Annotated in this window: 21 protein-coding genes; 19 read left to right on the top strand and 2 right to left on the bottom strand. The window is 63.6% G+C overall.

Features of this window, described 5'->3' with window-relative positions:
* Window positions 1-6 precede the first annotated feature (6 nt).
* Window positions 7-378: a helix-turn-helix domain-containing protein gene (locus tag QMG56_RS17835; protein ID WP_217884276.1), complete on the bottom strand. Its 372-nt coding sequence runs from the start codon at window positions 376-378 to the stop codon at window positions 7-9.
* A 559-nt stretch (window positions 379-937) separates the two neighbouring features.
* Here QMG56_RS17835 and QMG56_RS17830 point away from each other — a divergent pair.
* The 11 genes from QMG56_RS17830 to QMG56_RS17780 all read left to right on the top strand — a co-directional run bounded on the left by QMG56_RS17830 (window position 938) and on the right by QMG56_RS17780 (window position 9,664).
* Window positions 938-1,180 carry a hypothetical protein gene (locus QMG56_RS17830; RefSeq protein ID WP_281823777.1) on the top strand — a complete coding sequence of 81 codons (243 nt, stop codon included), beginning with the start codon at window positions 938-940 and terminating at the stop codon, window positions 1,178-1,180.
* Between the two features lie 146 nt (window positions 1,181-1,326).
* A complete protein-coding gene (locus QMG56_RS17825; protein WP_281823776.1) occupies window positions 1,327-2,163 on the top strand; it encodes a DsbC family protein in 837 nt (278 codons plus the stop codon).
* Window positions 2,164-2,359: 196 nt separating this feature from the next.
* Window positions 2,360-2,674: a hypothetical protein gene (locus QMG56_RS17820; protein WP_171899175.1), complete on the top strand. Its 315-nt coding sequence runs from the start codon at window positions 2,360-2,362 to the stop codon at window positions 2,672-2,674.
* 131 nt (window positions 2,675-2,805) lie between these two features.
* Window positions 2,806-3,072 carry a type IV conjugative transfer system protein TraL gene (locus QMG56_RS17815; RefSeq protein ID WP_069064025.1) on the top strand — a complete coding sequence of 89 codons (267 nt, stop codon included), beginning with the start codon at window positions 2,806-2,808 and terminating at the stop codon, window positions 3,070-3,072.
* A gap of 5 nt (window positions 3,073-3,077) precedes the next feature.
* Complete coding sequence (locus QMG56_RS17810) at window positions 3,078-3,713, top strand: TraE/TraK family type IV conjugative transfer system protein (RefSeq protein ID WP_086486439.1); 636 nt, start codon at window positions 3,078-3,080, stop codon at window positions 3,711-3,713.
* The gene (locus QMG56_RS17805; protein WP_086486275.1) at window positions 3,697-4,470 is read left to right on the top strand and encodes a type-F conjugative transfer system secretin TraK; all 774 of its coding nucleotides are present in this window, start codon (window positions 3,697-3,699) and stop codon (window positions 4,468-4,470) included. Before QMG56_RS17810 ends, QMG56_RS17805 begins: the two co-directional genes overlap by 17 nt.
* A complete protein-coding gene (locus tag QMG56_RS17800) occupies window positions 4,467-5,813 on the top strand; it encodes a TraB/VirB10 family protein (protein ID WP_086486274.1) in 1,347 nt (448 codons plus the stop codon). The genes QMG56_RS17805 and QMG56_RS17800 overlap by 4 nt, the downstream gene beginning before the upstream one ends.
* Window positions 5,814-5,839: 26 nt before the next feature.
* Window positions 5,840-6,445, top strand: a complete 606-nt coding sequence (locus tag QMG56_RS17795) for a TraV family lipoprotein (RefSeq protein WP_176342172.1) — start codon at window positions 5,840-5,842, stop codon at window positions 6,443-6,445.
* The gene (locus tag QMG56_RS17790) at window positions 6,442-8,964 is read left to right on the top strand and encodes a TraC family protein (RefSeq protein WP_281823771.1); all 2,523 of its coding nucleotides are present in this window, start codon (window positions 6,442-6,444) and stop codon (window positions 8,962-8,964) included. The genes QMG56_RS17795 and QMG56_RS17790 overlap by 4 nt, the downstream gene beginning before the upstream one ends.
* Window positions 8,961-9,290, top strand: coding sequence for a hypothetical protein (locus tag QMG56_RS17785; protein WP_086486271.1), 330 nt, complete (start codon window positions 8,961-8,963; stop codon window positions 9,288-9,290). Before QMG56_RS17790 ends, QMG56_RS17785 begins: the two co-directional genes overlap by 4 nt.
* Window positions 9,287-9,664: a hypothetical protein gene (locus QMG56_RS17780; RefSeq protein WP_140159639.1), complete on the top strand. Its 378-nt coding sequence runs from the start codon at window positions 9,287-9,289 to the stop codon at window positions 9,662-9,664. Before QMG56_RS17785 ends, QMG56_RS17780 begins: the two co-directional genes overlap by 4 nt.
* A gap of 11 nt (window positions 9,665-9,675) precedes the next feature.
* Here QMG56_RS17780 and QMG56_RS17775 read toward each other — a convergent pair whose 3' ends face one another.
* A complete protein-coding gene (locus tag QMG56_RS17775) occupies window positions 9,676-9,888 on the bottom strand; it encodes a hypothetical protein (protein WP_281823768.1) in 213 nt (70 codons plus the stop codon).
* On the opposite strand from QMG56_RS17775, the gene QMG56_RS17770 reads away from it, so the two are divergent.
* The 8 genes from QMG56_RS17770 (at window position 9,887) to QMG56_RS17735 (ending at window position 17,227) form a co-directional block, all read left to right on the top strand.
* On the top strand, window positions 9,887-10,558 hold the full coding sequence (locus QMG56_RS17770; RefSeq protein ID WP_375713723.1) for a conjugal transfer protein TraW: 672 nt from the start codon (window positions 9,887-9,889) through the stop codon (window positions 10,556-10,558). The genes QMG56_RS17775 and QMG56_RS17770 overlap by 2 nt on opposite strands.
* The gene (locus tag QMG56_RS17765; protein ID WP_140159638.1) at window positions 10,555-11,568 is read left to right on the top strand and encodes a TraU family protein; all 1,014 of its coding nucleotides are present in this window, start codon (window positions 10,555-10,557) and stop codon (window positions 11,566-11,568) included. The genes QMG56_RS17770 and QMG56_RS17765 overlap by 4 nt, the downstream gene beginning before the upstream one ends.
* Window positions 11,569-11,705: 137 nt before the next feature.
* Window positions 11,706-11,891 carry a hypothetical protein gene (locus QMG56_RS17760; RefSeq protein ID WP_281823765.1) on the top strand — a complete coding sequence of 62 codons (186 nt, stop codon included), beginning with the start codon at window positions 11,706-11,708 and terminating at the stop codon, window positions 11,889-11,891.
* Entirely contained in the window at window positions 11,888-13,819 is a 1,932-nt protein-coding gene (locus QMG56_RS17755; protein WP_086486266.1) for a hypothetical protein, read from the top strand. Before QMG56_RS17760 ends, QMG56_RS17755 begins: the two co-directional genes overlap by 4 nt.
* Complete coding sequence (gene traN, locus QMG56_RS17750; RefSeq protein ID WP_086486265.1) at window positions 13,816-14,910, top strand: conjugal transfer protein TraN; 1,095 nt, start codon at window positions 13,816-13,818, stop codon at window positions 14,908-14,910. The genes QMG56_RS17755 and traN overlap by 4 nt, the downstream gene beginning before the upstream one ends.
* Complete coding sequence (locus QMG56_RS17745) at window positions 14,882-15,772, top strand: type-F conjugative transfer system pilin assembly protein TrbC (RefSeq protein ID WP_086486264.1); 891 nt, start codon at window positions 14,882-14,884, stop codon at window positions 15,770-15,772. Before traN ends, QMG56_RS17745 begins: the two co-directional genes overlap by 29 nt.
* Window positions 15,744-16,340 (top strand): S26 family signal peptidase, encoded by a 597-nt coding sequence (locus QMG56_RS17740; protein WP_086486263.1) that lies wholly within the window; start codon window positions 15,744-15,746, stop codon window positions 16,338-16,340. Before QMG56_RS17745 ends, QMG56_RS17740 begins: the two co-directional genes overlap by 29 nt.
* Window positions 16,337-17,227, top strand: coding sequence for a conjugal transfer protein TraF (locus QMG56_RS17735; protein ID WP_086486262.1), 891 nt, complete (start codon window positions 16,337-16,339; stop codon window positions 17,225-17,227). Before QMG56_RS17740 ends, QMG56_RS17735 begins: the two co-directional genes overlap by 4 nt.
* The last annotated feature ends 18 nt before the right edge of the window (window positions 17,228-17,245 follow it).

The raw sequence follows: 17,245 nt of genomic DNA, 5'->3' as shown, positions 1-17,245 counted from the left end.
CGACTTCTAACGGTACTGGTCAGGTTGCGTGACAGATCCGGCACGCGAGGCACGGCGCGCGACTGCTGCGGCCTGATGTCGGCTCACGACCTCAAGAATATCTCTCTCGAGCTCCCACAGGTCATCTTGAAGCAAAAGCTCACGCGGCAAGTCCATATTGTGCTCCGTTGCAAGCAAGGGAATGAACAAATGAGGCGTGGTCATCCGCAGCGAATGCGCGCAGCGAATATGATCCTCAAGCGCAGGTGCCCCAGCTCCACCCTCAAGTTCGCGGATCCAGCGTTCGCTGCAGCCGACGGCCTTTGCCAGGCTGTGTTGAGAAATCCGGTCTCTGCGGCGACGCCGCTCGATAAGCTTCCCGGAAAGCTCCTTGATCAACGATAATATTCCGCCATCGATTGTTTGTGGACTTTGAGGCGTCATCTGCAGGTCCCCCTGGCAGCGGCTCAAAATCACAAATCACATCGCCTGTGCTCGGCAATTTGTTGTAAATAAAACTGTGCGTCAACTACAAGAAGGTCGATATTACGAGACCAGTTTCCGCTGCTTGCGAAAAATAGTATCGCGCAGGCGACTATCCTTCAGAACGATGAGGAGACCGTCCTGTTTTGCCGGGCATATCCCGGAATGATCGTATGACCCGCGCATCCTCGGTTCCCTGCATGTGCACTAGAGCTGAAAGGAAGAGTTTCCACACCTGGGGCGAAGGATGAATGGCTTCGGAGTGAACTGCTGTGCTGACGATATCCCCGATAAGCCGCGAGAGGGTGGAGGATGTTCCGACATGTCGAACATTACGCCCACCAAGCCGATCCAGCTGAGGATCCAGCAGTTCGGATAAAAGCTCGGTCTCGTCGCATCGATGAAGAAGATCGACCGCTACGAACAGGGTCGTTCCATAGGGCAAGAAATCGCCGATCAGATGACATAAGCGGCAGTGGCACTGGAGAAACAGGTGAATGCCCTCAGCGGAAAGCTGAAGCTTGTACGCCCTGGATTGCTGACTCCCCATATTCGCTCTCCCACCACAAACAGCGATTCTTCCGCGATCGATCCAAATGCCGGTCTAACGACGCTGTGCAATGTCGATCATTTCGCCAAAGGAACAAAAGGTGAAACCGGAACTATACTTCCGGTTTCCGGAAATGGATTTCCGATAGCCGGAACTGAACTACCTTAAACCGGAACTGAAATTCCCTGTCACTTGCGAGAAGCAAGGTTTCCCCGCCACTCAAGCCTCTGTCGAGACGGCAGCAAGGGTGAGAATTTCCGAGCGATCGGCAGCCCGCATCCGTTCCGATCCCCCTTTTGGGAGATTTCGCGGTTATGACCAGAACATGTTCCAGTCGCGCGGCAATGCTCGTCGCACTCCTGCCGGCTATTATGCCTCTTCATGGCGCAGGAGCGCAAGCCGCTCCGTCCGAGAGAAAAGAACCTGCCCCGATCACGCGCGAAGCGGCTACGCTTCGCGACGCGGCCAATGAAGCCCAGGTCAAGTTGCAACAGACCTTCACGAACCTGCGCTTCGAAGAATTTGGTCCAGCGCCGGTCGAAGGTCCGATCTATCAGGCGACCGCCGGCGGCCGGATCATCTACTACGCGCCGCGCAGTGAGCATCTTTTGTTCGCGACGGTCTACGACCGCAACGGTGTCAACCTGACCGCGCTGGCGCAGGAACAGGGCGCGGCGCGCCGTCTCAAGGCCATCGATCCTGCCAAGGCACTGGCGATAGGCCCGGCAGATGCGCCCACGGTCATCGAATTTACCGACCCCGACTGTCCTTACTGCCAAGCGCTCGACCGCTTCTGGAGCGCCAAGGCCGCCGAAGGCAAGACGGTCAGGCGTCTCATTTTCTTCGTGAGCGGTATCCACCCGACCGCAGCCGCCAAGGCGGAGCATATCTTTTGCTCCCCCGATAGCGAGGCGGCATTCCGGGCGGCCTATTCAGGACAGACACCGCCCGTTCTGCGCCAATGCGCAGCGGGACGCGCCAGGGTCGCGCAAGATGCTGAGCTCGTCGCCAAAATCGGCGTCTCAGGAACGCCGACGCTGATCGTCGATGGCAAGCTCATATCGGGCTTCCAGCAGGCCGAGCTCGAGGCGTTCCTCGATCGGCACGCAAAGCCGAAGCTTGCAAAGGCAGTTTCCGATGCGCGGCGCTGAACGCAGGCGCGCCATCGCAGCGAACCACACTCTCTTTCCGGAGGGCATCCGTTCTGGCCCCAGCTGGCCTGCGCGGATGAACCAGGATGCCGGCGGCGGCGGGCTCATGGAGCCGTCCACCGACGCCCCGGCCGACACCGATCTTCCTTCGATGCCGGCAGGCTTTGGTTGGACGGCTCCTTTTTGGAGCAATGCAATGATGCGTACATTTGGCAGCAAGGTCCTGGCGGTGGCCAATATCGGCCTCCCTTTAGGTGCGATCGCTCTGGTGGGTGGTCCGGCCCAAGCCTTCTCGGCACCGGCCCAGGGCGATCTTGGTTACGACATATACGATATCGTCGTGAACCAGGGTGTGAAGGGTCCGATGGGATTTGTAGGCGGCGTCGCCGCCTTCCTGTTCGGCGTCTCACGCCTGTTCTCGAACATCATGATCGGCATCCCGACCATTGTCGCGGCCGTCTGCCTCATCAAGGCGGACTCCATTCTCCAGACCTTCGGGATGGTCGTCTGAGACGCGCGGCGCGGCTGCGGCCTGGCTGACCCGCCAGGCGCATGCCGCACCGGCAACAGGCTGGGGATCGATGGTCGGTCCCTGGAAACCGACACCTTCGCAGGTGTCATGAAGCAGGAGGAGAAGGGCAAATGGACGAACGCCTTCCGCAATATCTGCATCGGCCGGTCCAGATCCTGTGGTTCGGATCGGACGAGTTCCTGCTCGCGACCTCGAGCATATTCGTGGCCGCGATCGTAGGCGGACTTGTCGGCTGGGCGCTCATCGCTGCCCTTCTCCTTTTCATTCCGTGGAAGCGGACCAAGCCCAGGGGTTATCTCCCCCATCTTGCCTGGCGCTGGGGCCTTGTTTCCTTTCCCCATTATCCGGGTCCCACCCAGACCCGCTTCTTCGAGTGAGCGCCATGGGGCTATTGCATCGCAAAAAGAGCGAGGAGGATCCGCTGCTGGGTAAACCGGCGAGCTACGGCATCCATCGCTACCTGCAGGGGTCGGCGAACCTGTTCGAGGAGAACCGGTTGCTGAAGGTCGCGATCGCGGGCATGTTCGGCGTCACCGCCGTGCTGGGCGCGGTCATCTACACGACCAACCAGAATGCCCGGACCGTGATCGTCCCCTTCGGCGCCACCGGCGACCTCCATGTCTCGGGCAACACACCGTCCGAAGCCTATATCGTCGCCATGACGCGCAACATCGTCGCGCTTTCGGGCACATGGTCGGCCTATTCAGCCGACCGGCAATTCCAGGAGCTGCTGGGGCTTGTCCACCCGTCCGCCTATGGCGCGATGCGCGACAGCCTCAACGCCATACTCGATGAACTGGCGAACAATCCGACGCTGTCGATCGCCACCTATATCCGCAACGATCAGCCGGTTCGATGGACCGCCCATGAGATCGTCGTGCCGGTCGAGAAGGTCCGGGTGATCGGCGGCGTTATCCGCAAATTCCGGGGCATTTTACGCATCGGCTACGGCATCGAAAATGGCCGTTTCTGGCTGACGCGTCTTTCCGAGGAGCAGTTCGATGTCGAAACACGCTAATTACGGCATAGGCGCATGCGCCGCCCTGTCCGCGCTACTCCTAATGGCCGTGCCAGCCTCAGGCCAGACGCTCCACGCGCTGCCCGACCAGACCAGTCGGATCCGTCTCTCCAACCGCGACATCAACCATGTCGTGTGCGAGGGTGGCGAGATCGAGGATATCAAATTCTCGGCCGAGAAGGGTCTTGCCGTCGAGAAAGGCGGATCTGACGCCTGGATCAAGTTCCTTGCCCGCGAAATCGACGATGGCGGCCAGATAACACGCAGCTATGTGACGCAGCCTTCCGAATTCTTCGTGCACTGCAACGGCGCCACCTACCCGCTTTATGCCGAACCGGCGGAAATTCCGGCGCAGACGATAGTACTTGTCCCCGGCGCCCGGCAGCGCGCGCAGGCCAATAGCGCGTTGATGGCTGCGCTGGCGGATGAGGACCGCGCCGTCTCGATCACCATGGCCCTGCTCGATGATCGCATTCCCGCTTCGTTCAGCGAGGTTGCGCCATCCGGTAGCGCGATTGCCATCGCGACCGTTCCGGGCCTGTCGATCAGCGAGCAACGCCGCATCGCCGTCGAGGGCGCCGGGCTTTCAGCATCCCAATATCATGTGCGAACCACGGCAGCGGTGACGCTGGACGAGCGCCTGCTGGTCGATCCGGTCCTGGGGACAGGCATTTTCTCGATCACGCTGGACCGGGTCCATCTCGATGCCGGTGAAACGGCGCGGCTTGTCGTGGTCCGCCGGGGAGCCGGGCAATGAGCGGCGAGATGGACAGGGAGCGCCCAGAAGCCCCCGCCCCTTCCCCCGAAACCCTGTCCCCCTATCAGACGCATCTTGCCGCGCAGAGCGCCGGGCAAAAGGAGGAGGCCGTGCGCCGTCCGTCCCCGGCCTTGCTCGACTGGAAGGCGCAATGGGCCAAAATGTCGGCGCGGCAGAAGCTGCGCGCGCGCCAGCTCGCCGTCGGTGTTGCCGTCGGCGCGCTCGGGATCGGCCTTTATGCCGCATCGGGCAGCAAGGAGGAGGTGAAGCCCACCGATCCTGCCGCATCGCTCAACATGGGCGCAGGGCTGCGCGGCGACAGCCTCGAGGTGAAACTGCGCGGTGACCTGAAAAAGGTTCTCGATGGCCAGCAACTGCTGGGCGACAGGGTCAGCGCGATCGAGGAAGGCAAGGTGGTTCCCGGGTCCCATGCCCCCGGAGCGCCGGGCGGCCAGACTATCGATGGCGATCTGCCGCCCGCCCTGCCCGGCAACGTTCCTGCCCTGCCCTATCCGCCCGAGACCGGCGACATAAGCGCGGATGCCGACAGGCTGCCAGCGCCGCCCACCGGTCCGGTTGCGCCGCCTGCCCCGCCTGCGCCGCCGGTCGAAAAGACGGTTGGCGCGATCGGCACAGCGACCGGTCAGCTCGTGGCCCAGGGCGGGGCCGACAATGCCGCATCGTCCAAAAAAAAGAATCGGACGATCTATTTACCGCCTGGTTTCATGAAGGCGCGGCTCCTGACGGGGATCGACGCGCTGGCAAGCCGGGACGCGACCAGTAATCCTGAACCGATCATCGCGCGGGTGCAGGCGCCCGCGGTCCTGCCCAATGAGGTGAAGGCCAACCTTGCCGGCTGCTTCGTGGTCGGCAACGCCACCGGAAGCCTCGCCAAGGAGCGGGTTGAGGTGCAGCTCGTATCGCTCTCCTGCGTGGATTTCGACGAGCATTCGATCGTCGATCAGCCGGTCAAGGGCTTCTTTGTCGATACCGACGGCAAGAAGGGCCTGTCTGGCAAGGTAGTAACGCGCGCCGGGGCGACGCTGGCGCGCGCCTTCATTGCCGGGACGATCAGCGGCATCTCGCAATCAGTCGAAAGCACGTTCGGCAACACTTCTACCTCGGCGCTGGGAACAGTGCGCACGCTTGATGCGGGCGATGCTGCAAAGACAGGCATTGCCGGCGGGCTCTCCAAATCCTCGGACAAGCTCACCGACTTCTATCTCGATCTCGCCCGCCAGGCTGGTCCCATCGTCGAAGTGGGTGCCGCCAAGGATGTGGTCGTGGTGATCCAGGAGGGCACCACCCTCGAAATCAAACCCGGCGCGGGAGCCAAATTCTGATGTCCGCGCCCATGGGAGACACAATGATGAAGATGCTGCGACCCTGCCTCCTTGTCCTGCCATGTCTTGCGCTGCCCGGCTGCGCGACGATGGGTTCGGTGATGTCGCCCTATAGCGAGAAATTCTCGTGCAAGAATAGCGACCATGGGCAATGCATCCATCCCGATCAGGCCTATGCCGATGCGCTCGCCGGCCGCGCCTCCAAATCCGATCCCGCCGTCACCCATAACCGCAAGCTGCTCGCACCGGACAAGAAGCGAGCCCGCGGTAGGGACAAGGGCCGCCCCGCGGCTGCGGCGACAGCTGTGGCAATGGCGCAACCTGGCCAGGGCCATGTCGGCGCGCTGATCGAGGGGCCGCAATCGCCGATGCTGCGCCCATCGCGAACGATCCGTACATTGATTCTCCCCTATGCGGACAAGCAGCGTCCCGACCGGCTTTATATGGCGCGCTATGTCTATTCGATCATCGATCGCCCGGCCTGGGTCGTGGGCGACTATCTGGTGGAACCGGGCGGGCGAACGCCTGCGCCACCGGTGCTGCGCACGCTGCGCGAGCGCGAGCCGGGCAGCGCAGACGCGCCAACCGCAGAGGCCACCCCGCTGGCCGTCCATCCGGAGAAGCGGCCATGACCGCGCGGCCCGCCCACAAGGGTCTGAGCTATCAGCGCCTGCGCGCCGCCGTGACCCGCGACGCCTATTCGGATTTCCTGCCGATGGTCGCCTGGGTCGAGGAGGAGGAAGCTTTCCTCTGCATCGACGATGGCTGGGGCCAGGCCTGGGAGCTTGTCCCTTCCGCCTATATGTTCGCCCATGTGCAACAGGCGTTGCTGGGGCTGCTCAATATCCATTTTCCCGAAGGGACGGTTCTCCAGCTCATCACCTTTGCCGATCCGCTGATCGATCCGGCGCTCGACGCCTATCTCGATATGAAGGTCCGTCCCGACCCGCTGGTCCAGGCCTCGGCCCGGCGCACCGCCGACTATCTGCGCGGCGGAACCAGGGGCCTCGATGCGCTCCATGCCATCCCGGTGCGCGACTTCCGGTTGTTCCTCTCGATAAAGACGCGGGTGAAGCTCGGCGCGGACCTGCGCCGCCAGGTCGAAGAGCAGCTGGCGAAGATGGGCATCCGGCGTCTGCCGCCCGACGCGCTTGTCAGCTTCTATCGCCGGATTTTCAACGGCGTGTTCGCAGCCGCGCCGGGTGTGTTCCTCAGTGAAAGCATGGGCGGCATGCCCGCGCCATCGATCGCGCGGCAGATTATCGAGGCCGGCCCGGACCTCTGCTTCGAGGGCCCGGAAGTGTTTCTGGGCAACCAGGTGGCCCGTTGCCTCACGCCCAAGGCACCGGCGCGCCGGATTACCGCCGAACGTGCCAACCGGCTCATGGGCGGGATGCGCGGGAGCGCCGAGGATAGCGACCAAATTGGCGGGCCGTTCCTCTATTGCCTCTCGGTCCTGTTCGACCATTCGCAGTTCGAGATTCACAAGCGCGCGCAGATCCTCTCGGCGCAAAAGGCGGCCGGCAGCTTTGCGGTCGAGGTCGGCAAGCAGATCGAGGAGATTGGCTGGATTCTCGATGAGGCGTCGAACAGCCGCTTCGTCTCGGTAATCCCGACGATGTGGGTGTTCGGCCGTGACCGCGCCCAGGCGCGAGAACTGGCCGCCCGCGCCAAGCGATTGTGGGAATCAGAACCCCTGCCCTTCATGGTGCAGGAGGAAAGCTATCTGCTGCCCGTGCTGCTCGCGGCCAGCCTGCCCTTCGGCCTCTATCCCGAGAAGCAGACATTGAAGCTGCTGGAGCGCGATTTTCGCATGCCAGTCAAAGCCGCCAGCCTGATGGCGCCGGTGCAGACCGATTTTCGCGGCGGCGGCCGCCCGGCCCTTCTCTATGTCGGACGCAAGGGCCAGCTCATCACGCTCGATCTCTTCGACCCGCGGATCAATAATTATAATTTCATCGTCTCGGCCGAGAGCGGCGCGGGCAAGAGCTTCCTGCTCAATAATCTGTGCCAGCAATATTATGCGCAAGGCGCGCTCATCCGCATCATCGATATCGGTGGCAGTTACCGCAAGCTTTGCACGCTCTGCTCTGGCCGTTATATCGACATCGGCGAGGAGCGCCTGGTGCTTAATCCCTTCGACATGGGGCTCGCGCTCGATGGCGAGGACAAGCAATCGGCTATCGCGATGGCCGTCGCCATCGTCGCGGAAATGGCGAACGCCTCTACCCGCAAGCCGGTGACAACCTCGGAATGGAACCTGCTCAAGTCCGCCGTGCAGTGGACGGTCGATAGCGGGCGGGGCGAAGACGGCATCGACGCGGTGCGCGACTGGCTCGGGCACTATCCCGCCAATGCCGTTTCCGATCTCGACCGGGTCGACCATCTCGTGCCGGTCGCGCGCGAATTGGCGTTCAACCTGCGCGATTTCGGGTCGCAGGGTGCTTATGGCCATTTCTTCAACGGTCCCTCGACGCTCGACATCTCGCGCGACGAGTTCGTGGTGCTGGAGCTCGAACGTTTAAAGGCGCTCCCGGATCTCTTCAACGTGATCGTGATGGTGGTGGTGAACGCGGTCACCCAGGAGCTTTATCTCTCGGCGCGCGACAAACCCCGTTTCGTGCTGTGCGACGAGGCAGCCCAGTTCATGACCCGCAGCGACGGGCAGGATCTCTCCCGCCTCGCCGAGGCTTTTGGCCAGGGCTATCGGCGCGCACGCAAATATCAGGGCAGCTTTGGCATCGTGCTCCAGAGTATGAACGACCTCATGCTCTTTGGCGGCACCGGACAGGTGATCCTGGAAAATGCCGCCACCAAATTCCTGTTGCAGGGCTCCACTTATGACAAGGCGGTGGACAACAAGATCCTCGATTATTCGGGCTTCGTCCTCGATCTCCTGAAATCGGTCAGGAACGCCAAACCCAATTATTCCGAAGTGTTCATCGACAGTCCGCTGGGCCTGGGGATAGCGCGGCTGGTGGTCGATCCCTTCAGCTACTGGATCAACACCTCTGCGCCCAATGAGGTCGCCGCGTTCGAGGCGCTCGTGCGGGCGGGTCGCAATCCGCTTGAGGCGGTGTGCGACCTGGCCGGTGTCGATCCCGCGCAGGTGCTGGGCGGAGATATCCGCCCGGACGGGAGGGCGGCATGACGCACAAGCCTGTGGCCCATCCCGATCAATTGGCGCTCGACTGGGAAAACGACCCGGCGATCGAGGCGATGATCGAGGCGCGCGTCGCGAGGCGCGCCGAGGCCGCCGCCTTCCAGTGGCGCGTGCGGCTGGTGGCCATCGAAACCTGCATGATGGGCAGTCTCGTCATCGCAGCCGGGATCGCGCTCGATCAGCCGCCGCTCCAGACCATTCGCGCGGGCATCCTCGTGGCTACCGCCTGCTGTGCGAGCGGCATGCTGCTGATCGGCCTGTCGGGCGCATGCGGGATGCTGTGCTCGCGCTTCAGGCAATGGAGGGCGCGATGAAGGCAGATCACGCCAATGGCTTCGATCATGGTCTTGACGTAGGAGACGATGTCCATGGGCTTCTCGCCTATGCGCGCGGCGTGAGCGACCGGGCGCTTGGTATCGACGCGGTTGCGCAGGCGATCGTCACGGTCATCCAGGCGGAACGCCGCTTTGCGCGGCTGTGCTACGCCCTGCTGGTAACCGGCGGCATAGCCAATGCCGTGTTTTGCGCATTCGCGGCGGCGTGGATCCTCCAGGTTCCGCTGGTCGAAGCCATCTTCATCGGCATCTGCGCCGGAATGGGCGCCAGCTCCACGGGCCTGATCCTCATTCCCTGGGACGCAATCGCCCAACGCCTTCGTGATTTCATCCAGCGGTGGAGGCGGGCGTGAACGGCATCTTCTCAAGCACGCCCGCGCCAGGGCCCATCCGCCTCCTGGTCGGCAGCCAGGGCCTTGCGCTCGTGCAGTCCTGTATCGCCTGGCAATTGCCCGCCATGCCCGCGGTCGTTCGCCTTCTTGGCGCGGCCATAGCGATCATTGCGACAGCGGCCCTTATCAGCGCCGCGATCGGCGAGGGGCGCGAGAACCGTCCGCCATATTGGAGACGGCGCCATGGTCGCTAGATCCATATGCCCTGGCGGTCGCCTTCCTGCCCTGTCGGCCCTGGCGCCATTGGCGCTGATGACGGGGCTGATGACGCCCGTGTCCGTACCGGCTGCGACCAGCACCATCGGCCGCACCTGGCCGATCGCCGAACCCGATGCGCTGAGCGAGATCGAAGGCCGCGCCGCGCATGTTCCAGACATGAAAACCGCTTTTGGGCCGCGCGAGCGCTGGTCGGCAATGCAACCTGCCGCGCTCGGTATCGCCCGCGCCGATCGCAACCGGACGGTAGTGCCCTTCTACACGCTCGATCAGGATATCCGGCTGCCGGGCGGAAAACTCCTCTATGCCAAAGGGTATAGCTTCAATCCCCTTGCCTATGTTGCGCTGCCCCAGCGGCTCATCGTCGTGCATCCGCGCGATCTGGCCTGGGCGCTGCGTACCGCAAGGCCCGCCGACTTCATCCTGCTTGCCGCCGGTGGTCTTTCCCAGGCGGGAGATACAGATGCCGATGCGATCACATTGGGTGAGCGTCACGGTCGGGCGCTGTTCCTGCTTGAAGAGCGCGTAAAGGCACGGCTCGGCCTCACGGTCGCGCCGGTGATCGTCGCCCAGACGGGGCAAAAGCTGGTGCTGACCGAGGTCGCCATGCCCCCCAGTCCGCGGAGCATCGCGCGATGAACATGCTCGCGATCCGAAAAATCCTGATATGCGGTTCGGCCTTTGCAGCACTGGCGCTCGCCTCGCCCGCTTATGCCTCCAAATGTGAGGCGGGCACGGTCTTCAACCCGATCACCAAGGTGCGCTGGAACTGCATCTTCCCGATCACCATCGGCGGCGTGAAGGTGGGTCCGAGCGATCCGCTCGGCAAGGCGCTCGATGCGCAGTCCGCCTCCAAACCCTTATGTGCCTGCCGCAAGGGCGTGACCTTCTGGTTCGGCGTGAAGGTCAGTTTCTGGTCGCCCAATCGCATGGTCGACGTGGCGACGGAGCCGGGCTGCATGATGGCGCTGGGCGCTGACCTCATGCCGACCGGCGGCAGGCTGCAGGGCAGCCAGACCAGCATCGCGGACGGCACCAATACCCGCAAGATGTTCGCCCAGATGCATTATTATATCGCGCCGGTCTGGAAGATGCTCGACATGTTCACCGACCTGCCCTGCGTCGAGGATGACGGCTTCGACGTGGCGCTGATCACCGAGGTGCTGCCGACCTGGCAGTCTGCAACGCTGGGCGCGATCATCCAGCCCGAGGCGATCCTGTTCGGCAATCCGGCCGCAGGCCTTGCCTGCATGGCCGACAGCGCCGCGGCCGCGGCCGGCAAGGTCGTCGATCCGCTCTTCTGGTGCATGGGGTCCTGGGGCGCCACTTATCCGGTAGCCGGCGACATCCATTTTGGCGACAGCGTCGAGGCCTGGGCGGGGCTCGCCGCGCGCGGCGTCTTCATGATGGGGCGGCTTGGCGCCCTTACCGTGAGTTCAGCGGACGGCTGCTCGTTCATCCCGCAACCGGTCTGGACCAAGAGCCGCTACAAGTTCCAGCTCATGGAACCGGTCAAGGGCGGCCAGTGCGTCAATGTCGGGCGGCCCGGCACGCTTTGGACCAGCGCCAAGCATGCGCCGGGCAAGGACAATGCGCAGTTCATGCTGTTTGAAAAGACGATCTGCTGCGCCGGGGTTTCGACGCCATGAGCAGATCGCCTGTCCCGATCCGCATGGCAGCGCCTGGCCCCAGCCGATGGTCTGCCCGTCATTCCACCAGGCCAGGCGTACCCCCTGCGGTCAGGCCAGTGTCGCATCCCTCCTGCGGCATTGGTCGGACGGTCGGCGTGGCCACAAATGCAGACGATCATGCGGCGTGCCCCTCCTCGCTGCATGTGGTCGTGGCCACGCTGACCGTTTTTGAAGGCCAAGCTGTATTCCGGGCAGAGCGTGCCGGGCTTGTTCCAGCGGTTTTGCTGTTCCGGCTGCGGCGCGGGTCGCGGCAGATTACCCCGGGCGAGAACTGGCCATGAGGCCAGGCACCCTCGTCCTTGTCGCAGCGCTCGCCCTGCCTGCCCCGCTTCATGCGCAAACGGCGCAGGACCGCGCCCGCGCTGCGGCGGCCTCCGCGCGGGCTAAGAGCGCGGACAGCGACGCGCTGCTTGGCCATTATGTGACGCCGGGTATGGCCGGAGCGCCGATCGCCACCGTGGATTCCTCAAAGACTTTCACGCCCAACCTTGCCTGCCAGAAGAGCGCGACACTGCTCGAACTGCTCGCCCAACCAAACGCCACCGGCGATATCGGCACGCTCAGCATTGCGCGCGACAGCGATCTCGACGGGAGGTTCGATGAGGCATTGACCGTTCCTGTTCCCACCTCGGGGATTTGCGCGAACGGGATCATCTCCTGCACGCCGGGCCGCTGGGACGCGTGCCGTTTTTTCCGCTGGGACGCGTCCGCGTCCGGATCTTTGAAGCTGGCCCAGGTCGAGCTGACCGATCTGGCCGGTTGTTACTGCGTCAATAATAGCTGTGGCAGCAATCTGGTCTGGGGCAATATGGCCTCGATCCTCAAGGATCTGGGCGGCGGCGTGGTCGGCGCGCTTACCACGGCCGATCCGCGTATCGGCATCGCGCAGGCGTCCATCGATGGCCCGCTCATCCGCTATACCGGCGCGCAAACCACATCCTGTACGGCGCAGCCCCGGATTGGCGCCACAGCCTACAAGGCCAATCCGGGCGCCATGGCGAGCGACGCCTATGGTGCCGCGCAGACGAGCAGTGTTTTCCAAGCGCTGTCCGCGTCTTCGGCTGGAACCGGCACGTCGCAGGTCATCAAAAGCTGCACCATTACCCGGCAGATCGCACAGGAAGAAGTAACCGCCGAAATGATCATCGATCGCGTGTCGGGCGGCTACGCAACCTCTGCTGCAAATCCAAGCAGCCGCACCTTTGTCATGGGTTCGCCCGTCGACAACAGCCTCACAGGTGGATCCTGCACCCTCATCGATTTTCATATGACGCTGCGGGTCAAGGATGCCCAAAGGCTACAGCAGGTACTTCTGACTCGCTTTGGCGGTGACGACTGGGCGCAGATACGGATCGATGGCGAACTGGTCGGTTCAGGTCCCGATGGCTGGAGTGGAACCGGACCGCCACCGGGCAAATGCGAGAAGAAGAGCGCCTTCTATGTCGATCCCAATCTCGATCTCACAGGAAAGCTCACGCAAGGCGATCACGATATCTGGCTGCGTGTCGCGGTCGCCGATGGCGGCGAAGCTTATGCCGCAATCGAAGCGACGGTGGACGCGGGTTGCAAGACGAGCGAGCAGCTTGTCGACACCTGTTCGGGCTATGCTGCCAATGATAAATGCCGCCTCGACGACGAAGAGGTCGATGGCGTCGTCACCTATCGCAACGGCGTCAAGACCGGGCTTAGCCCCCTGCCCCAGACCCGGTTGATCGGCACCGGCGCCTGCGCGACGCAGGTCAGCCGCGCCTTCTTCGAGCGCCAGCGCCGCTACGCCTGCACGGTCGATTTAGGCGCTGCCCCGCAGCCCGATCTCTCGCGCGGCGCTTATATCATCGATCATTCGACCGAGACTTTGCTCGCTGACCGGGTGAAGCATGCCGATGGCAGCGAAAGCCTGACGACCCGCAATTTTTCCTTGCCGGTGTTGGGCACCGTCAATGCCTGCGAGCCGATCTGCAAGACCCGCAAGCCGCAGGCCAACGCAGCCGTCGCACCCGATGGCGTGACGGGCGCGAAGCAGACCGACCCCATAGGCTGGGATAGTTTCTATCACGCCTGCCAGGACAGCAATGTCTGCCCCGCGGGCGAGGGCGAGGAACTGGTCCAGGGCTGTGGCTGCATCGATGATTTCCCCGAAGCGGTGGTGATGATGCAGACGGTACGCCTGGGCGGCGCCGACATGGTCTGCACGAGTGCCGTGCGATGAGGCGCGGACGCATCTTGCTCTTAGGGATGATCCTTCTCGTTGGCGGTGTCCCGCTGATGCCCAGCGCCGCATTCGCCCAGCAGCTCTGCGCGGTCGATCGCAATGGCAATGGCGACGCGGCCGACGACGGCGAAACGGCAAGCTGTCACCTCACCGGCGCGGGCGGATGGATGTGCCCCATTGGCGAAACCCTTTGTGAGGCCGATGGGACAGGTGTCATGCATTGCCCGCTGGGCGATCAGCATGCCTGCGCGGTGCCCGCGAGCGGCGGCGCGCCAAGCTGCTCGGCCAATGCCTGTATCGACACTGGCGCCAATCCCATCGTCGAGGAGCCCGTGGTGGATGATCCGGGCGTCGAGGCCGACGGCGGCGTCGATGCCGATGGTACTTGCCTTGGCACGATCGAGATTTTTTCCGGTCGTGCGGCGCGTTGCCGCCCTGCCGGTCTCAGCACGACCTTCCAGAATTGCTGCAAGGACAAGGGGAAAATCGTGAAGGACGGCATGGGCGGTTCGATCTCGTCGATCACGACGAAGATCGCGGTCGCCAAGGGCGTCTTCACCGGCATGAAAGCAGCCTACACCGCCTTCAGGGCCGGCGCGACCGCAAGCCAGGCGGCGAGCGCGGGCGCCAATGCGATCATCGTCGGCATCGATCCCACATCGATCGCGATCAGCCTTGCGGTCAATGTCATGATCGATCTGCTGCTCCAGGGTTGCGACCAACAGGATATGGAAGTGGGCATGCTGCGCGGTTCGGGCATGTGCCATGAGGTCGGCAGCTATTGTTCATCGAGCATCCTTGGCATCTGCGTGCAGAAGGCTCGGGGCCATTGCTGCTTCAACACCAAGCTTGGCCGTATCATCCAGGAACAGGGTCGCCCGCAACTGAAGGCCTTTAGCGCCATTGGCTGGGGCACCGCCAAGCAGCCCTATTGCCGCGGTTTTACACCGGAAGAATTCCAGGCGCTCGATTTCAGCAAAATGGACCTCTCCGAATATTACACGGAAATCGAGGCGCGTGCCCAATCCGACATCCAGATCGATATGAAGGACAAGATCGATGCCCATATGCAGACGATCAATAACTAGGCGCGCCCTGCTTCTGGCCGGGATCGTGTTTGCGCCCGCATGGCTCCAGGCGAGCCAACCGCAGACCCCGGCCGGTCAGCCGACGAGCGATAATGCGCGGACGCGGATTGAGGACCAGGGCGACGCGGCGCTCGAACGCGTAAAGCGCGCTGTCGGCAAAACCAGGGCATCCGCGCCGCCTTCGCCCGTTCTGCCCGCCAAAACTGACGCAGCGGCGCAACGGCGAGCTTTTAAGGGGATGAGCCAGCACAAGCATGACCCGGCCATGGCGGACCGTGTGCAGTCCGATGTTGCGGCCGCACGCCAAGCGCTGGAGACCGAGCGAGCCGTTGCAAGTCACCGGATCGCCCAAGCGCTCGGCCTCGAACAACCCGAAGAGGCGGCATTGGCCGGGGTCATGTCAGCCAACGGTGGGAAGAACCGGGTCCCGGTCCTGTTCGTGTCATCGTCCATGCCGGTCGAAACTTTGCGCACCTATGCAGGGCAGCTTGAACGTGTTGGCGGCGTGATGGCCTTTCGCGGCATGCCAGGCGGGATGCGGCAGGTAGCGCCGATGGCGAAATTGTCTGCCGCGATCCTGCGTATCGATCAGGGCTGCGAAGGTCCGGCCTGCGCCATGCGCGACGTGCAGCTGATCGTCGATCCGCTGGTCTTCCGGCAACATCGCGTCACACAGGTACCCGCGCTGGCGATGATCCCTGGCGATCCGACCAAGCCCTATTGCGAGCGCGACGAGGCCAGCCCCCGCGCGGCGCATCTCGTGCTGGGCGACGCCGCCCTGTCCGGGCTCCTGGAGGAATATGGCCGCCTTGGCGGCAAGGCGGAGGTGCAGGATGCTCTTGCTCGCATGGCGCGCCGGTAACCGGGTCTGGCACGAACTTAAGGATCTGCCGCTGCGCGCCGCCGTTGCGCTGGGCGCGAGCGGTCTGGGGCAACCGGCGCGCCCGGGGCAGCTCTTCAAAGCCTATGGGATCGTCCTGCCGATTGGTCTCTTCGCCTGGTGGGCGATGCCGCAGATCACTCTGGTCATGACGCCCTCTATCGATGCCTGGGTTGTGCACCGCTCGCCCGGCCCGGTCCGCCGCGGCGACCTCGTCTCGTTCATGCTCTCCGACCCGGTCGCTGGCCCCGCACCTGTCGCTGTCACCAAATATGCCTTGTGCATGCCCGGCGACCGGATCGTCATGGTCGAGAAGCCCGCCACCCTGGGTACGGGCCGCAACGGTTTCTATCATTGCAATGGCCAGCTCATGGGCGTCGCCAAGCCTGTAGCGCGCAGCGGCAAGGCGCTCGACCACTGGCGGCCGCAAAGTCCGCGCATTCCCGATGGCATGATCTTCGTCGGCTCAAGCCATCCCGATGGATATGATAGCCGCTATTATGGCCCGGTCGCGATCGAGCGGCTTACCCGCATGGAGAAGCTGCTGTGAAGCGCCTCCTCCCGCTGGCCGCCCCGCTCCTGCTGCTGCCGGTCAGCTTCGCAGGTGCGCAGGCCACATCGTCCGGTACGGGCGATCGCGGGGCGCGCGGCTATTGGTGGTATGAGACGCCCAGATCCGACGTTGCGGAAAAGGCTCCAGATGATGCCGTCCCCAAACCCGTCATTCCGCCGATGGTTGAATTGGCCAGATGGGCGCCGCCCCGGATCGCCAAGCTGATCGAACAGCAGCGCGATTATGCCGCGACGGTGTTGACCATCGACGCGGTCGCGGATTTCTGGCGGCTGCAGGACTTCGCCCGGCGCAAGGCGCGCGCCTTTGCCGGCGTCACCCAGCTTGCCATGCTGACCCACCCCGAACTCAATGCCCGCGCCGCCAATCCGATGGTAGGCGAAGCCCGCGATGCGCTCGGCGCGCAAAAGGATCAGGTCCGCCGCCACTATCTGCGCGCGCATGCCGGCGAATTTGCGCTCGTCATGTTCGCCCGGGAGTCCTGCGGCTATTGCAAGGTGCAATGGCCGATCGTCCAGCGGTTCCAGGACGAAATGGGCTGGCAGGTCAGCCTCATGGATCTTGATAGGAGGCCTGACCTCAAACAGCGCTTCGGGGTCGAGGTGACGCCGACAACCATGATCGTTCGCCGCAACAGTCCCCAGCGCATGGTGATCGCCGCGGGGGTCGAAACCTATCCCAATCTCGCGCAGATGGCCTATCAGGCCGTGAGACTACTGAGCGGCGATATCCGGCCCGAACAATGGCTGACGGGAGCCGGCGAGGAAGATGGCTTCTTCGATGCGCTCGCCAACGGGCCGGTCTCTTCAACTGATCCGCGCGTGATCGGCGGCGACCTCATCGACGCCCGGGAGCCCAGGCCGTGACGCGCTTCGGGAAAGCCC

Origin of the sequence: Sphingobium sp. BS19, assembly GCF_027925545.1 — a bacterium.
In the GTDB taxonomy this organism is placed as follows: Bacteria; Pseudomonadota; Alphaproteobacteria; order Sphingomonadales; family Sphingomonadaceae; genus Sphingobium.
Note: the sequence above shows the minus strand (reverse complement) of the source record. Positions and strands in the feature narration are given on the sequence as shown.

Excerpts from the sequence above, each read along its gene's own strand:
- QMG56_RS17825 (WP_281823776.1), top strand. The coding sequence starts at position 1,327 with ATGACCAGAACATGTTCCAGTCGCGCGGCAATGCTCGTCGCACTCCTG.
- QMG56_RS17820 (WP_171899175.1), top strand. The coding sequence starts at position 2,360 with ATGATGCGTACATTTGGCAGCAAGGTCCTGGCGGTGGCCAATATCGGC.
- QMG56_RS17815 (WP_069064025.1), top strand. The coding sequence starts at position 2,806 with ATGGACGAACGCCTTCCGCAATATCTGCATCGGCCGGTCCAGATCCTG.
- QMG56_RS17810 (WP_086486439.1), top strand. The coding sequence starts at position 3,078 with ATGGGGCTATTGCATCGCAAAAAGAGCGAGGAGGATCCGCTGCTGGGT.
- QMG56_RS17805 (WP_086486275.1), top strand. The coding sequence starts at position 3,697 with ATGTCGAAACACGCTAATTACGGCATAGGCGCATGCGCCGCCCTGTCC.
- QMG56_RS17800 (WP_086486274.1), top strand. The coding sequence starts at position 4,467 with ATGAGCGGCGAGATGGACAGGGAGCGCCCAGAAGCCCCCGCCCCTTCC.
- QMG56_RS17795 (WP_176342172.1), top strand. The coding sequence starts at position 5,840 with ATGAAGATGCTGCGACCCTGCCTCCTTGTCCTGCCATGTCTTGCGCTG.
- QMG56_RS17790 (WP_281823771.1), top strand. The coding sequence starts at position 6,442 with ATGACCGCGCGGCCCGCCCACAAGGGTCTGAGCTATCAGCGCCTGCGC.
- QMG56_RS17785 (WP_086486271.1), top strand. The coding sequence starts at position 8,961 with ATGACGCACAAGCCTGTGGCCCATCCCGATCAATTGGCGCTCGACTGG.
- QMG56_RS17780 (WP_140159639.1), top strand. The coding sequence starts at position 9,287 with ATGAAGGCAGATCACGCCAATGGCTTCGATCATGGTCTTGACGTAGGA.
- QMG56_RS17770 (WP_375713723.1), top strand. The coding sequence starts at position 9,887 with ATGGTCGCTAGATCCATATGCCCTGGCGGTCGCCTTCCTGCCCTGTCG.
- QMG56_RS17775 (WP_281823768.1), bottom strand. The coding sequence starts at position 9,888 with ATGGCGCCGTCTCCAATATGGCGGACGGTTCTCGCGCCCCTCGCCGAT.
- QMG56_RS17765 (WP_140159638.1), top strand. The coding sequence starts at position 10,555 with ATGAACATGCTCGCGATCCGAAAAATCCTGATATGCGGTTCGGCCTTT.
- QMG56_RS17755 (WP_086486266.1), top strand. The coding sequence starts at position 11,888 with ATGAGGCCAGGCACCCTCGTCCTTGTCGCAGCGCTCGCCCTGCCTGCC.
- traN (WP_086486265.1), top strand. The coding sequence starts at position 13,816 with ATGAGGCGCGGACGCATCTTGCTCTTAGGGATGATCCTTCTCGTTGGC.
- QMG56_RS17745 (WP_086486264.1), top strand. The coding sequence starts at position 14,882 with ATGCCCATATGCAGACGATCAATAACTAGGCGCGCCCTGCTTCTGGCC.
- QMG56_RS17740 (WP_086486263.1), top strand. The coding sequence starts at position 15,744 with ATGCTCTTGCTCGCATGGCGCGCCGGTAACCGGGTCTGGCACGAACTT.